Origin of the sequence: Flavobacterium sp. (assembly GCF_004295795.1) — a bacterium.
Taxonomy (GTDB): domain Bacteria; phylum Bacteroidota; class Bacteroidia; order Flavobacteriales; family Flavobacteriaceae; genus Flavobacterium.
On sequence record NZ_SEBR01000006.1, the window covers coordinates 139389 to 152415 of the forward strand.

16 protein-coding genes are annotated in these 13027 nt (G+C 47.4%); 6 read left to right on the top strand and 10 right to left on the bottom strand.

Annotation, left to right across the window (positions count from 1 at the left end):
• Positions 1 to 34 precede the first annotated feature (34 nt).
• Both EOO49_RS07225 and EOO49_RS07230 read right to left on the bottom strand, forming a co-directional pair.
• Positions 35 to 1162 (bottom strand): cysteine desulfurase family protein, encoded by a 1128-nt coding sequence (locus tag EOO49_RS07225; RefSeq protein WP_290844166.1) that lies wholly within the window; start codon positions 1160 to 1162, stop codon positions 35 to 37.
• 96 nt (positions 1163 to 1258) lie between these two features.
• Complete coding sequence (locus EOO49_RS07230; protein WP_290844167.1) at positions 1259 to 3358, bottom strand: glycoside hydrolase family 97 protein; 2100 nt, start codon at positions 3356 to 3358, stop codon at positions 1259 to 1261.
• 121 nt (positions 3359 to 3479) lie between these two features.
• On the opposite strand from EOO49_RS07230, the gene EOO49_RS07235 reads away from it, so the two are divergent.
• Positions 3480 to 4487 (top strand): hypothetical protein, encoded by a 1008-nt coding sequence (locus tag EOO49_RS07235; RefSeq protein WP_290844168.1) that lies wholly within the window; start codon positions 3480 to 3482, stop codon positions 4485 to 4487.
• Here the strand turns inward: EOO49_RS07235 and EOO49_RS07240 are convergent.
• Positions 4481 to 5026 carry a Smr/MutS family protein gene (locus EOO49_RS07240; RefSeq protein ID WP_290844169.1) on the bottom strand — a complete coding sequence of 182 codons (546 nt, stop codon included), beginning with the start codon at positions 5024 to 5026 and terminating at the stop codon, positions 4481 to 4483. The genes EOO49_RS07235 and EOO49_RS07240 overlap by 7 nt on opposite strands.
• Positions 5013 to 5204: a hypothetical protein gene (locus EOO49_RS07245; RefSeq protein ID WP_290844170.1), complete on the bottom strand. Its 192-nt coding sequence runs from the start codon at positions 5202 to 5204 to the stop codon at positions 5013 to 5015. The genes EOO49_RS07240 and EOO49_RS07245 overlap by 14 nt, the downstream gene beginning before the upstream one ends.
• Before the next feature lie 79 nt (positions 5205 to 5283).
• On the opposite strand from EOO49_RS07245, the gene EOO49_RS07250 reads away from it, so the two are divergent.
• Positions 5284 to 5565 (top strand): DUF2752 domain-containing protein, encoded by a 282-nt coding sequence (locus EOO49_RS07250; RefSeq protein WP_290844171.1) that lies wholly within the window; start codon positions 5284 to 5286, stop codon positions 5563 to 5565.
• Positions 5566 to 5573: 8 nt separating this feature from the next.
• Positions 5574 to 5918, top strand: coding sequence for a CCC motif membrane protein (locus EOO49_RS07255; protein ID WP_290844173.1), 345 nt, complete (start codon positions 5574 to 5576; stop codon positions 5916 to 5918).
• A gap of 67 nt (positions 5919 to 5985) precedes the next feature.
• Here the strand turns inward: EOO49_RS07255 and rocD are convergent, their stop codons facing one another.
• The 3 genes from rocD to EOO49_RS07270 all read right to left on the bottom strand — a co-directional run bounded on the left by rocD (position 5986) and on the right by EOO49_RS07270 (position 9080).
• Positions 5986 to 7230, bottom strand: coding sequence for an ornithine--oxo-acid transaminase (rocD, locus tag EOO49_RS07260; protein ID WP_290844175.1), 1245 nt, complete (start codon positions 7228 to 7230; stop codon positions 5986 to 5988).
• A 221-nt stretch (positions 7231 to 7451) separates the two neighbouring features.
• Complete coding sequence (locus EOO49_RS07265; RefSeq protein WP_290844177.1) at positions 7452 to 7862, bottom strand: OsmC family peroxiredoxin; 411 nt, start codon at positions 7860 to 7862, stop codon at positions 7452 to 7454.
• Between the two features lie 162 nt (positions 7863 to 8024).
• Positions 8025 to 9080 carry a HAMP domain-containing sensor histidine kinase gene (locus EOO49_RS07270; protein ID WP_290844179.1) on the bottom strand — a complete coding sequence of 352 codons (1056 nt, stop codon included), beginning with the start codon at positions 9078 to 9080 and terminating at the stop codon, positions 8025 to 8027.
• A gap of 143 nt (positions 9081 to 9223) precedes the next feature.
• Between EOO49_RS07270 and rlmD the strand changes: the two genes are divergently transcribed.
• Genes rlmD through EOO49_RS07285 form a run of 3 tightly spaced genes read left to right on the top strand, consistent with a single transcriptional unit; the run spans position 9224 to position 11913 of the window.
• Complete coding sequence (gene rlmD / locus EOO49_RS07275; RefSeq protein WP_290844181.1) at positions 9224 to 10636, top strand: 23S rRNA (uracil(1939)-C(5))-methyltransferase RlmD; 1413 nt, start codon at positions 9224 to 9226, stop codon at positions 10634 to 10636.
• 7 nt (positions 10637 to 10643) lie between these two features.
• Entirely contained in the window at positions 10644 to 11159 is a 516-nt protein-coding gene (locus EOO49_RS07280) for a DUF6452 family protein (RefSeq protein WP_290844183.1), read from the top strand.
• Positions 11131 to 11913: a DUF6048 family protein gene (locus EOO49_RS07285; RefSeq protein ID WP_290844186.1), complete on the top strand. Its 783-nt coding sequence runs from the start codon at positions 11131 to 11133 to the stop codon at positions 11911 to 11913. The genes EOO49_RS07280 and EOO49_RS07285 overlap by 29 nt, the downstream gene beginning before the upstream one ends.
• A 46-nt stretch (positions 11914 to 11959) precedes the next feature.
• Here EOO49_RS07285 and EOO49_RS07290 read toward each other — a convergent pair whose 3' ends face one another.
• From EOO49_RS07290 to EOO49_RS07300, 3 genes are all read right to left on the bottom strand, one after another.
• Positions 11960 to 12217 (bottom strand): Txe/YoeB family addiction module toxin, encoded by a 258-nt coding sequence (locus EOO49_RS07290; RefSeq protein WP_290844188.1) that lies wholly within the window; start codon positions 12215 to 12217, stop codon positions 11960 to 11962.
• Positions 12217 to 12471: a type II toxin-antitoxin system Phd/YefM family antitoxin gene (locus EOO49_RS07295; RefSeq protein WP_290844190.1), complete on the bottom strand. Its 255-nt coding sequence runs from the start codon at positions 12469 to 12471 to the stop codon at positions 12217 to 12219. Before EOO49_RS07295 ends, EOO49_RS07290 begins: the two co-directional genes overlap by 1 nt.
• A 67-nt stretch (positions 12472 to 12538) precedes the next feature.
• The gene (locus tag EOO49_RS07300) at positions 12539 to 12982 is read right to left on the bottom strand and encodes a hypothetical protein (protein WP_290844192.1); all 444 of its coding nucleotides are present in this window, start codon (positions 12980 to 12982) and stop codon (positions 12539 to 12541) included.
• Between the last annotated feature and the right edge of the window lie 45 nt (positions 12983 to 13027).

The window sequence follows — 13027 nt, forward strand, 5'->3', positions numbered from 1 at the left end:
ATCTGAAAATCCGACAATCCTTACATCAAAAAAATCAAATTCCTTTAAGCGCTTCCACCAAAAAATCGATGTCTGCCTGCGTATTGTAATGACTGAAAGAAATCCGCAAAGACGGTTTCCTGATATCGGTTTCGGCCAGCATTTCGGCAAGTACGTGAGACGGCTTGGCACTACCCGATTGGCACGCACTTCCGCGGCTCAACGCAATGCCTTTCATGTCGAGGTTGAAAAGGATCATAAGCGTCTTTTGTTCGTCCATCGGAAGGCATACATTCAGGATGTTGTAGAATCCGTTTTCTTGACTGCCATTTACCTTGACATCTGCAAAAGCTTTTGTCAATTCATCAGTCGCATATTGCTTTAAACCAGCGATATAACTTCTTTCACCTTCCAGATTGCTGTAAGAGAGTTCGAGCGCTTTTGACATACCGGCGATGTTGTGCACGCTTTCGGTTCCGGGCCTGATCCCTTTCTCCTGTTCGCCTCCGAAAAGGATAGGATTGACCACCAAACCCTTGCGGATGTAAACGAATCCGATGCCTTTCGGACCGTGGAATTTATGTGCCGATGCGACCGCGAAATCTATCGGGATCTCCTTGAGACTGAACTCCGTTTTCCCGATGGATTGCACCGTGTCCGAATGAAAATAAGCGCCATATTGTTTGCAAAGATTTCCGACGCGAACCAAATCGAGAACCGTTCCGACCTCATTGTTCACATGCATCAACGAAACCAAAGTCGGGATATTGTCAGACAGCAATTTCCCAAGTTGGATCAAATCGACTTCCCCGTTCGGGAACACATTCAAAAATTGTACGTCGATCGAAAATTCGCTTCCCAGATGCTCGACGGTTTCAAGAACGGCGTGATGCTCGATCTTGGTCGTGATGATGCGCTCAACCTTGAAATCGGAGATCGCGCTTTTGATGATCCAATTGTTGGCCTCGGTCGCGCCCGAAGTGAAAATGATTTCCTGAGCCGAGGCACCCAGATTGGCCGCAATCGACTTCCTCGCGCTCTCGATCACACTTTTGGCATGACGGCCGATACTGTGCGTGGACGATGGATTTCCGTAATCTTCGGCCAAAACTTTTGCCATTTCAGCCACGACTTCAGATCGCAATTGCGTTGTCGCGGCGTTATCTAGATAAACTGTTTTCAAAGGATTTGATTTTTGATTTGTTGATTGGCGGATTGTCTGAATGCCGAATTTGCGGATTGTCTATGTCTGATGATCCGAAAATCTGACAACCGAACGTCACTTTTTCGGAACAATCGAAATCGCCGTTCCTCCGCCTGGCGCCAAAACCAGGTTGATTTTTGACTTCGAATCGACGTCGATCGTTTTTATCGCGTATGATTTCGGATTCTTTTCCCAATCGGCGTCTTTTCCGTCCTCGTAAATCGTGGCTTTGTATTTCTTTCCGGCCGCGAGAAAATCGAGTGAGATCGTAGTCTTTCTGGCATTTTCATCTGTGATCGAACCGATGAACCACGCGTCTTTTCCTTTGGCTTTTCTGGCGATCGTAAGGAAATCCCCGGGTTCGGCCTCAAGGATTTTCGTGTCGTCCCAATCGATGGCGACGTCTTTGATGAACTGGAAAGCGTCAGTGTGTTTTTCGTAATTCTCTGGCAAATCGGCGGCCATCTGGATTGGCGAATACATCGTCACATAAAGCGCGAGTTGTTTGGCCAAAGTCGTGTGGACCTGCTCTTTTTTGCCCGGATCGTAAGCTGACATCTTGATCTCGAAAATTCCGGGCGTGTAATCCATCGGACCACCGAGAAGCCGCGTGAACGGCAAAATCGTCTCGTGCGAAGGCGGATTCCCGTTTGCCCAGGCGTTGAACTCGTTTCCTCTCGCGGCTTCGGCCGAAACGTAATTGGGCCAGGTTCTGTGAACGCCGGTCGGACGTGAAGACTCGTGCGAATTCACCATGATCTTGCGCTCTGCGGCGCGTTGCACGACCCAATTGAAATGGTTCACCATGGTTTGTCCGTCGTGCCATTCGCCTCTTGGAATGATGCGTCCGACATAGCCCGTTTTCACGGCTTTGTATCCGTATTTCTGCATGAAATCGTAAGCGCGGTCAAGTCTTCTTTCATAGTTTGCGACCGAACCCGATGTCTCGTGGTGCATGATCAATTGGACGTTTTTGGATTTGGCGTACTCGGAAACTGCTTTCACGTCAAAATCCGGATAGGGCGTCACGAAGTCGAAAACTTCCTCTTTCCAGTTCCCGAACCAATCTTCCCAACCCACGTTCCAACCTTCGATAAGCACGCCGTCGAAGCCGTTTTTGGCCGCGAAGTCGATGTATTTCTTAGCGTTTTCAGTCGTCGCTCCATGTTTTCCGGTCGGTTTTAGCCCGTCGACGCCTTGCGTGGATGCCGATTGCGCTCCGGCGTAATCCCAAGTGCTTTTGTTGACGTGCATTTCCCACCAAATCCCGACGTATTTCATCGGTTTGATCCAACTCGTATCATCGATTTTCGACGGATCGTTCAAGTTCAGGATCAACCGTGAACCCACGATTTTTCTTGCATCGTCCGAAACCATAACGGTGCGCCAAGGCAATTTGCAGGGCGTTTCGAGATAAGCCAGGTCGCCGATCGCATTCGGTGCCAGATCGGCACGAAAAGTGAAAGTCTTCGGGTTCAGGTTCAGATGCATCACCGGATAATTCACTACGGCAGCCTCGAAAATGTTGATGTAAAGTCCGTCGCTGGTCTTCATCATCAATGGCGATTGCACGCGGGTGGTTTCCATCGGCCCTTTGAAACCGATGCCGTTCGAGATTTGCGACTGGTCGCCGTTTATTTTCGAGAGCGGAGATTCGGTGTACTCATATTCCTGGCTGTCGAAATCGCCCGGAATCCAAAACGCTTTGTGATCGCCTGTCAAATTGAATTCGGTGATTTCGCGTGTTACCTTGAAGTATTTCCATCGGTATTGGTTCGGAAGTTCGTATCGGAACGCCAAACCTTCGTCATACAGGCGGAAAACGATGTTGAGTTTGCGCTCTGTCGTGGTCTGTAAAAGCTCAACCCTGAGCTCATTATAGTGATTCCGGATAGACGATTGCTCGCCCAGAACCGGTTTCCAGGTTTCGTCTCCCGTGGCAGATTCGGTTTTCACTATCTTGAAATCGGAATCAAAAACCTGAGGTTCCTCAAATCGGAATCCCATAAGGCTTTGCTCGATCACGGGACGGCCTTTGTACTCGAGTGTGTACGACGGTCTTCCGTTGTCAACAAGTTTGAATTCGAGCTTGATTTCCTTTGACGGGGAAAACGCCGTTTGGGCAGATGCCGCGCCACTTCCGAAGAGAAGCGACAGAATCAGTAGTTTTTTCATTGGATTTTTCGAAAGTTACGAAGTCCTACAAAGATAGGAATATCGGTTAAAATTGTCGTAATAGTCGGGCTTCTCTGAGGCCAATCTCGAAAAACGTTTATTTTTGCTCAAAATTCCCGCTATGAAAAGAATATTCGCGCTTTTGGCTTTTGTCCTCGTTTTGAACGGATGCGACGACGGCGACCTCATTTCGCAAGACATCGATTTCTCGAATATCGCGCTGCAAAGATGCGGAACGACAAATGCGAACGTCCTTTATAAGTTGACCGATCGCGACGCCTTGATTCTTCAGATCACGAACCTTGACCTCGTTTTGCCCGATGTTCCGTCGGCTCCGGACACTTTTACGTCTGTGGCGATAAACGGAAGTACCGTAAAATTGCTTTATCGGGTTTACAACGGTGAACCGGTCGCTGACAATATCTGCGCAAGCATCCAACCTCCGACGCCAACTGTGATCGAGGAATGGAATGCGACTTCAGGAACGATACAAATCCGGACATCCGCATTGAAAACAGCCAATACTGCCGAAGCTTTCCTTGGAGGCGAAACGATTACGGCCTTGCGCCACGCTATCGTGATCCGCGATGTGATCTGGCAGACGCCGAACAATTCGATTACCGACGATATCGAACTTGGTTATACCGACGAGACCTTTACGACAGCTCCGGCTTTGAACGCCATTGGTTCGGATGTTTTCAAATGCGACACGGCAAACAATCCGAATCTGGTTTACAGGATTTCGTCGAATAACGCTCTTGCGATAAACATCAATCCGGCTTTGCTCGATCCGACCATTCTGAACACACCCAAAACTGGCGCGATAACGATCGATGGAGTCAATTCGGTTGAATACAAACGCTACGCGGTCGGAACGGATTTGCCACTTTTGTCCCCTGATTTCTGCACGCAGTACAACACGGCTTCCCTGCCACCGACTGATCGATGGGTCGGAGCTGCCGGCGACGGAACGACCACGGGCATCATCGAGGTAACCAGCACGACTGTAGGAACGAGCGTTGTGCATTCGATCCGCCTCAAGAACATGACTTTCATTCGTGCCGACGGAGCATTTTCCTTCAAGCTCGCCGACGATTACCTATTTGGCGAATTGACCGTTCCTCAATAATTCTGACGGAAATAAACCTCGGTCGCACCTTGGCCGTACTTTTGGAAACTTGCCTCGCGGAAGTCGATCCCGTCGTAACGCGCGAGCAAAAAATCCAGTTCCGATTTTAGGATGCCTTCACCGACGCCGTGAATCAAAACGATCTTCGGGATGCGATTTCTCACGGCAAAATCGAGGTGCCTTTTGGCCGTGTCAAGTTGTATCGTGAGGATGTCGAAGTTCGAAAGAAACTTGTGGTTCTTGACGAGTTTTTCGATGTGGAGATCGAATTCCGGAGGCGGAATTTCCCCTTTGGATTTCTTTGGAGCGGCAAAAGAACGCTTTGTAGGCTCTTCCTTTTCCGATTGGATTTTACGTGGATTGAAACTTCCGATTTCCTTATGTAAGTCATTGGAATTGTCTAGCTTAATCAGTTCATTGACAAAATATGTCATCTGAAAACCGTCTGTAGTTTCTATCGTGATTTTGTTTCCTTCGACCTTTGTGACGGTACCTTCGAAGTCGTCGTCAAGTACTGCAACCTTATCACCTTTCTGCATCGTTCCCGTCGTTTTGATTTTGGTTTTTGGAAGGCAGGATCGAGCTTAGTTTGAGAATTCCGAACATCATCAAAATTACGCCCAAAGCAAGCAGATAAGGATTCGATTTGGGTTTGGATTGTTCGTAAAACGCCAATGCGATTCCGGCCAAAGTCATTAGGTATAACCATTTTTTCATCTGCCAAAAATAACAATTACGAGACCTATCGCCCGATGCCTTACGCTTATTTTTTCGTAACATTGTATAAATTCTCGCCATGGAAGACTATATGATCCCGTGTTTGAACAAAAGGATTTTCGGATTCGATTGCCCCGGATGCGGAACCCAGCGCTCCCTGAATTTCCTGATTCACGGTGATTTCGTAGCGGCTTTCCACATGTTTCCGGCCATTTACACGACTATTCTCATGTTCGTTTTCGTGGCACTTCACTTCATCGACAAATCGCGCAGTTACCACAAATTGATCATCTATTCGGCCATTTTGAACACTTCGATCGTTTTGGGCGTCTATTTCTACAAAATCGCAACCATCATTTAACTATACTTATGGATTTACTTCAGGAAAAACAACCTCGCAATTTACCGAACGCAACGGCGGTATTGATACTTGGCATCGTGTCGATTTTCGGCTGTTGCTGCTACGGCATTTTGGGCGTCATCTTGGCTCCCATCGCCTTGGTACTCGCGGCCAAAGACATGAAACTCTACCGTGCCGAACCCGAAATCTACCTCAATTATTCAACGCTGAACGCAGGCAGGATCATCGCTTACATCGGATTGGCAGTAAGCCTTATCACTTTGATTTTCTACATCTATCTGCTTACGACCATCGGGCTTGACGGCATGATGCAGATGAACGAGGAAATGATGCGCCAATGGCAAAAAGGTTGATCATCGAGTATTGAAAAATAAAAAGTCCGCTGTAATGGCGGACTTTTTTTATGGATGTAATTCGCATTTATCGCTCGAATTGCTTCAAAGTCCTGACGATGATCGAAACGCAGTCAAGCAATTGCGCTTCGTTCATGACCAAAGGAGGTGCGAAACGGATGATGTTTCCGTGCGTAGGTTTTGCCAATAGTCCGTTGTCTCTCAAGGCCAGACAAATGTCCCAAGCCGTCGAACTTTCCTCGGAATCGTTGATCAGAATGGCGTTCAGCAAGCCTTTTCCGCGAACCAGAGTGGCAATGTTGGATGTTTTGATATACTCACCGATTTTCTCGCGGAACAACTTCCCCAGCCTGTCGGCATTCTCGGACAGTTTTTCATCGGATACGACTTCCAAAGCCGCTACGGCAACGGCCGCAGCTATCGGGTTTCCGCCAAAGGTCGATCCGTGTTGTCCGGGTTTGATCACATTCATTATCGCGTCGTTGGCCAAAACCGCCGAAACCGGATAAACGCCGCCCGAAAGTGCCTTGCCCAAAATAAGGACGTCCGGCTTCACGTTTTCGTGATCGACCGCGAGGCGTTTCCCTGTTCGCGCCACGCCTGTCTGCACTTCATCGGCTATAAACAAAACATTGTATTGTTCACACAAGGCTTTCGCTTTCGACAGATAACCTTCGGCTGGCACGTAAACTCCGGCTTCGCCCTGAATCGGCTCGACCAGAAATCCGGCGATGTTGGGCGACGATTTCAACGCTTTTTCCAAAGCTTCGAGATTGTCGTATTCTATTTTCAGGAATCCCGGCGTATAAGGCCCGAAATTCTTGCGCGCACCTTCGTCGTTCGAGAAAGAGATTATCGTGGTCGTGCGTCCGTGGAAATTTCCTTCACAGACGATGATTTCAGCTTGTTTTTCGGCAATTCCCTTGACTTCGTATGCCCATTTTCTCGTGATCTTGAGCGCCGTTTCCACAGCTTCTGCTCCGGTGTTCATCGGAAGTACTTTGTCGAATCCGAAATAATCAGTCAGGAACTGTTCGTACGGTCCGAGTTTGTCGTTGTAAAAAGCTCTCGAAGTAAGCGTCAACTGCTTGGCCTGCTCAATCAGCGCATTGATGATTTTTGGGTGGCAATGTCCTTGATTCACGGCAGAATAAGCCGAGAGGAAATCGTAGTATTTTTTCCCTTCCACATCCCATACGAAAACGCCTTCCCCTTTTGTCAAAACCACCGGCAACGGGTGATAATTGTGCGCTCCGTATTCATTTTCGAGCGCCATCAACGCTTCTGACTTCGTAGTTTGCAAAACTGACATTGCATTCAAATTTAAATTATCGTCTACAATTCCTGCTTGTGGAGAGAAATCATCCTGATTCGGCCAAAAATACTGAATAATCGACAAAAAACCAGCCTCCTTTTTTCTATGTTTTCAACCAAATCGACGAACGGTGTTAAAATCACCAACGCAGTCTTCGAGACGAATCCCAACAAGAAACATCATGCATAAAAAAAGCCCCAATTTGGAGCTTTCGTTTTTTATACCAATTTGGCGTTCGAAGTGATCTTGGCGTTGAAGAGCTTCGAGATCGGACAATTTTTTTCGGCTTTGGTCACGAGTTCCTGAAACTTTTCCTCGGTGATGCCTTCGATTTTGGCTGATAGATTCAGCTCCGAACTTACGATCGTGCCTTCTTGCAGATCGATGTCGCAACGCGTCTCTATGAACTCGATCCTGTGGCCTTCTTCTGTAATGAATGCCGAAAGCTGCATCGTAAAGCAACCTGCGTGAGCCGCGGCGACCAGTTCTTCAGGATTTGTCCCGACACCTTCCTCAAAACGCGTCTTGAACGAATATTGCGTGTTGTCGAGCGTCTTGCTTTGTGTAGTCAATTTTCCGGCTCCTTCTTTAAGCGAACCTTGCCAAACGGCAGTTGCATTTCTTTTCATGATATTGAGTTGTTGAATGTTTCTTTATTTTTTGAACGGATTCGCGGTATGGCAACTAATTTTTCGACAGCCACTTTTCTGCCATCGCACTGCTTCTATCGCCGTTACTGCCTCCGCTACTGCAACTGCAACTGCAACTGCTACTGCAAACTGCTTCCGCCACTAAACTTCCAAACCAAAAGTCACCGTAAACTTAGCGCCCTTATGGCTTCCTGCACTTTCGGCAATCAGGCGACCGTCGTATTTCTCGACTATCTTTCGGCACAGGTAAAGCCCGATTCCCGTCGTCGGTTCATTTTCGGTTCCGCGTCTGGCCATTGGAGTAAATTTACGGAAAAGTTCGTCGGCTTTGTCCGAGGGAAATCCAAATCCTTCATCGCTGACCGAAATCACGGACCTTACTTTGTCCTGGTGGAAATTCATGCGGATGCAAGTGCCTCTTTCGGAAAATTTGATGGCATTGTCGAGCAGGTTGACCAAAACGCGGATAAGCAGATCGAAATCGATCGGCAAAAGCATCTCCGGAACATTGTTGTCCACGACCAAAGCCAGCGCTTTTTTCGAAAGATCGCCTCCTTTTTCCTTGTTCAGCTCCGTGATGATCTCGTTTATGGATACGTGTCGGTAAACCGGCAGGCGTTTCGAGATCTCTTCCTCGTCCCGGATCAACTTGATGAAATTCTCGAGAAAACTGAATTGCTGGTGCGTCGATTCCACGATCAATCCGGCATATTCGTTTATAGCGTTGCGGTCTGTTTCATCGGGAATCAACTTGGCCAAAGCCTGGGCGTTGCTCGCGAAATTCCGCAAGTCGTGCGACAAAAGGTAGATCAGGTCGAGTTTTTCGGCTCCGAGTGAGTGATTTTCCTCGATTGTCCTTTGCACATTGGCCATCAGAATTCCGGCTTCGTCCTGAAAACCTCGCGGCAAATTCGGCAAAATACCTTTGAGTCGGTAGTCTTCAAGTTGATTCGCGGCCAAATGGACCGGCCAGGTCAACTTTCGCAAGAGGATCAAAGTTGCGGCCGTGGCGACCAAAGTCAGTACTAGCGTAAAAACGAGAATCAACGCAGGAGATTCGTTGGCATTGCCGAAAAGCACAAAGAAAATAAGTCCAATCAAAGGAATGTGGATTCCCAAAAAGGCGACGAACAGGAATTTAAAGGCGTAATTTTTCCTCAAAAATCCTATCGAGGATAAGTTTTTGTATAACGTCATGGCGCTGCTTTTGCTTGACTGATCGAAGTCAGTCTGATTTTTCTTGTTTAAATGTTAAACAAATAACGGCATCCGACGCCAATACACCTCATAAAAAAGTGTCAATTTTCAAATCTGCGCTTCCAAATAATTACTTTTGCGCCATGGCAAGAAAAAGCAAGGACAAAATCGTTTTTGAACAGATCGAGGTGCTCGACGCGGGCGCAAAAGGCGTTTCGGTGGCAAAAGCTCCTGACGGAAAAGTAATTTTTATCCCGAATGTCGTGCCTGGCGACATCATCGACGTGCAGACTTTCAAGAAACGCAAGTCGTATTATGAGGGAAAAGCAGTCAAATTCCACGAACTTTCACAGCATCGCATCGAACCGATTTGCGAGCATTTTGGCGTTTGTGGCGGATGCAAATGGCAAAACATGGACTACAACCGACAGTTGTTCTACAAACAGAACGAAGTCCTAAACCATTTACAGCGCATCGGGAAAGTCGAATTGCCTGAGTTCGAACCGATCCTTGGTTCTGAAAAACAATTTTTCTACCGCAACAAAATGGAGTTCGGATTCTCGAATTCGCGTTGGTTGACGCCTCACGAAATCGCATCGACCACAGCGCTCGACGATAGAAACGCGCTCGGTTTCTACATTCCGAAAATGTGGGACAAGATCCTGAACATCGACAAATGCTGGCTTCAGGAAGATCCGTCGAACGACATCAGGAACGAAGTGAGAAGATTCGCCATAGAGAACAATCTTGCGTTTTTCGATCCGAGAAACCACGAAGGTTTGTTGCGCACGCTTATGATCAGGACTTCTTCGACCGGAGAGACCATGGTCCTGATCCAATTTTTCGACGACAACAAAAAGGAACGCGAGCTTATTCTCGATTTCCTTTCGGAACGATTCCCTCAAATCACCTCATTGCTTTACGTGGTCAACCAAAAGCAGAACGATACCATTTACGACCAGAATGTGGTTGTCTACAAAGGTCGCGACCATATTTTCGAGGAAATGGAAGGCCTCAAATTTTCGATAAATGCCAAATCTTTTTATCAGACGAATCCTTCCCAAGCCTACGAACTCTATAAAATCACGCGCGATTTCGCGGGCTTGACCGGAAACGAACTCGTCTACGATTTGTACACAGGAACCGGAACGATCGCGCAATTCGTTTCCAAAAAAGCCAAAAAAGTCGTCGGTGTAGAAAGCGTTCCCGAGGCGATCATCGAGGCCAAGGAAAACGCCAAACGCAACAATATCGACAACTGCGAGTTTTTCGTGGGCGACATGAAAGAGGTTTTCAATGACGCTTTCATCGCACAACACGGGCAGCCCGATGTCTTGATAACAGATCCGCCTCGCGATGGGATGCACAAGGACGTCGTGGCCCAAATCCTTAAGATCGCTCCTGAAAAAGTGGTTTACGTGAGCTGCAATTCGGCGACGCAAGCGCGTGATTTGCAACTCATGGATGAAGCTTACAAAGTCGTGAGAGTGCGCCCCGTGGACATGTTTCCGCAAACGCACCACGTAGAAAATGTCGTACTTTTGGAAAAACGCTGATTTTGCTATGAAAAGATTTTTTTCGTGTTTTCTCATTCTTTTGCTTGCGGCCTCGCAGGTGAATTGTGAGCGCGACGACATTTGTGCCGAAACCGATCCGACGACGCCCAGAATCGTGATCGACGTCTACGATTACACAAACAACAGCTTGCTCCGCACGGTGCCGAACATGACGCTGCGTTCCACCGAAACCGATTCGGTGACAACCTTTACCAACACGAGCAAACTTTACGTGCCGCTCAAGACTTTCGATACAAGCACGACTTATACCTTCACGATCAACGATGACGAGAATCCGGCCACTGCAACTTTTTCGGACCAAATCACTTTCACTTACGGAACGCGCGAAATCTACGTTTCCAGAGCCTGCGGATACAAAACGGTTTTCGACCTGAGCCGGGAAGTTGGCGTTCCGGCGGTTTTGCTCAACAACGGCAATCCCGGAACCTGGATCAGGAACATCATAATCGACACCCACACCATTGAAGCTGAAGATGAGACACATATTAGGATTTATTACTAGCCTTGTTTTCTGTTTTTCGTCTTTCGGACAGACAGATTCGACGGCTACGGATATCGTCGGCCTCAAGGTAAATGGGAACGCGGTCGCCGATTCCACTAAAACCGACACGATCAAACCCAAATTCACGCGCCACGGACTTCGCGTCGGGGTTGATTTGTTCCGACTCTCGAGAGGCTTTTGGGACAAAGACTACCGCGGACTCGAAATTACGGGCGATTACCGACTGACGCGCAGTTACTTCCTCGCAGCCGAAATTGGCAACGAAGACAAAACTACCGACGACGACCGCCTGAATTTCACAACGAAAGGAACGTATTTCAAGGTTGGCTTCGACTACAATTTCTTCGACAACTGGCTCGACATGGAAAACGTCGTCTCGATCGGGATGCGCTACGGACTGAGTTCTTTCAGCCAAAAGTTGAACCGATACAAGATCTACAACTCACACAACGATTACGGAGAAGAAGTTGTAGTGGTTTCGGGTGAGGAATTCGACGGATTGAGCGCAAGTTGGATAGAGATCGTACTCGGGATGAAGGCCGAGGTTTTCAAAAACATCTTCGTTGGCTTTAGCGCCAGAATCAATTATATGGTCTCGGAGAAAGAGCCGAACAATTTCGCCAATTTGTATATTCCCGGATTCAACCGCACTTATGACGGTAAATTTGGCGTCGGATTCAATTACACTGTGAGTTACTTTATCCCGATCTACAAATCCAAAGTGAAGGAAAAAGAAAAAGCCAGGAAAAAATAAGTTTCCCGAACCTTTGACCGTAGCGCTTGTCTACGGTTTTTTTGCTTCAATCGTAGTGATGCCGGCACTTGAGGACGTATATCGCCTCCTCTTGAAAACGGTAGATCAACCGATGTTCCTCGTCGATTCGTCTCGACCAGAATCCAGAATATTTGTGCTTCAGCGGTTCGGGTTTTCCCAATCCTTCATAAGGCGTTCTCGAAATGTCCTTGAGCAATTCATTTATTTTCCTGACCTTGACCTTATCGACTTTTTGCCAATAAAGATAATCCTCCCAGGATTCGTCGACGAAAATATACCGCATTACTCCTCAGTCAGATCTTTGCCGAAAGATTCTCCTTTTCGGAATCTTTCGATTGCCGAATCGAGCCGCTTTTCGTTGACTCTGGACGATAATTCGTAGTTCGTGGCCATCAAGGAATTGTATTCCTCAAGCGAAATCACCACAATGCCGGAGTCTTTTCCACGATTGACGATCAACGTGTCGAAATTTTTCGAGACGCGATCCAGATAGGATTTTATGTCTTTGCGGAAATCGGAGATGGATGTGACTATCATATCGACGGAATTTGTACAAATATAGGTACAAAAATCCACCGATTTCACCTTTCGCTGCTTTTGATCGTTATTTCGCATACTTCTCCTCCAATTCCAATTTTTTGATGCGCGCGCGAATGGCGCCGTTTTGCCTTCCGAAAAATCTGGCAAGTTCGGGTACGGATTTTCCTTCGCAATACAGCACTTCGAGTTGTCCGTCGTCTTCTTTCGACCACGGCATAAAAGCCTGTCCGTGTTTCTCCCTGAGTTTCTCCAGGAATTCGGCTCGCGTATTCGCTTTGGGTTGTGAGGGTTTGATTTTGCGGAATTCCTTGCACGAAATCTGCAGCGATTCGACGAATAGGTCAAGATCTTCTTCGGAAATCCCTATTTGGCGTTTTTCTATTCCCGATTCTGTGTTCAGGGTTTCGGAAATTCTCAGTAATACACTGTCGTGCTCGTCTTTATAAATGTCGAAAACATAGCTCTTGTCGCGTTTTGAAAAGCTCTGGGAGTAAAGTTGTTCGTTCATGGCGCTGATTTTAAGATTGATTATTTGGCTAATACTCAATGCGAA